General features: G+C 71.4%; 2 protein-coding genes. Both read left to right on the top strand.

What is annotated here, in order from left to right; all coding sequences use genetic code 11:
• Positions 1 to 657 (top strand): beta-N-acetylhexosaminidase (gene nagZ, locus G7A99_RS19730; RefSeq protein WP_163143441.1); only part of this gene is annotated, 657 nt, incomplete at its 5' end.
• A gap of 86 nt (positions 658 to 743) precedes the next feature.
• Entirely contained in the window at positions 744 to 1322 is a 579-nt protein-coding gene (locus G7A99_RS19725) for a hypoxanthine-guanine phosphoribosyltransferase (protein WP_018716797.1), read from the top strand.
• The last annotated feature ends 84 nt before the right edge of the window (positions 1323 to 1406 follow it).

The following is a 1406-nucleotide window of genomic DNA, read 5'->3' as shown; positions in this document are numbered from 1 at the left end:
CCGGTGGTCGACATCGACCACGGCCTGAGCACGGTGATCGGCGACCGCGCCCTGGCGGACACCCCCCGGGCCGTCACCGCTCTGTCCGCGGCACTCGTCCGGGGCATGCGCCGCGCCGGCATGGCCGCGGTGGCAAAGCACTTTCCCGGTCACGGCGGCGTGCGCCTGGACTCCCACGAGGCCCTGCCGGAGGATCCGCGGGATAGCCGGGATCTGCACGACGCGGACCTCGTGCCGTTCCGGCGGCTGATCATGAACGGGCTGGAGGCGGTGATGATGGCGCACATCGTCTTCCCCGCGGAGGACCGCCTGCCCGCCAGCCTCTCGCGCCACTGGATCGGCACCATCCTGCGCGGCCGGCTCGGCTTTCAGGGCGCCGTGATCAGCGACGACCTCTCCATGGCGGGCGCCGCGGTCGCCGGCGGCCTGCGCGAGCGCGTCCGCACCGCCCTCGGCGCCGGCAGCGACATGGTCATCATCGGTAACGAGGGCAGGGCGGTGGACGCCGTGCTCCCGGACTGGCACGGCGGTGCCGATGCCGCTGCCGCACTGCGCCGTGCCCGGCTACACGGCCGGCACGCCCCCGCGCTGAAGGACCTGCACGCCAGCCGTGACTGGCGCCGCGCCCGCGAGGCGGCCGCGCTGCTCGAGCGGTGAGCCCCCGAGTGGCCCCGTAGCGCCGAGGCGCCTATAATCGCGCGCCTCGACGCCCCAATACCCGGTGGAGACAGAAGGGACCGCCGATGAGTGATTACAACCCGGTGACGCCACAGCAGCTGGACGAGATCCTGAGCACCGCGGAGATCCTGCACACGGAGGCCGCCGTGGAGAGCGCGCTGGACGACATGGCCCGGCGCATCGAGACCCGCCTCGGCGGTACCATGCCCGTCGTCTTGGGCGTCATGACGGGGGCCATCGTCCCCCTGGGCCGGCTGCTGCCGCGGCTGCAGTTCCCCCTGGAGGTCGACTACATCCATGCCACGCGCTACCACGGTTCCACCGTCGGCCGCGACGTGATCTGGCTCGCGCGCCCGCAGACCCCGCTCAAGGGACGCACCGTGCTCATCGTCGACGACATCCTCGACGAGGGCCACACCCTTGCGGGCATCATCGACGAGTGCCGTGACGAGGGCGCCAAGGCCGTGTACACGGCGATGCTGTTCGACAAACAGCACGACCGGCGCTACCACGGCCTCCAGGCCGACTTCACCGGGCTCTCCGTGACCGACCGCTACGTGTTCGGCTCCGGCATGGACTACAAGGGCTACTTCCGCAACCTCGGCGGCGTCTACGCGGTCCACCCGGATCACGAGGGCGAGTAACCGCCGCCCCACACACGGCGCTTCCCGACCATCAACCAGGGGGAGGGGTATGACACTGGCGATTATCGGCGGCACCGGCCTGAC

It is taken from the genome of Arhodomonas sp. KWT, from assembly GCF_010993615.1.
The sequence above is the reverse complement of the archived record's forward strand: the minus strand, read 5'-3'. Positions and strand labels throughout refer to the sequence as shown.

Bases quoted from the DNA above. Each gene is read 5' to 3' on its own strand.
- G7A99_RS19725 (WP_018716797.1), top strand. From the start codon at position 744: ATGAGTGATTACAACCCGGTGACGCCACAGCAGCTGGACGAGATCCTG.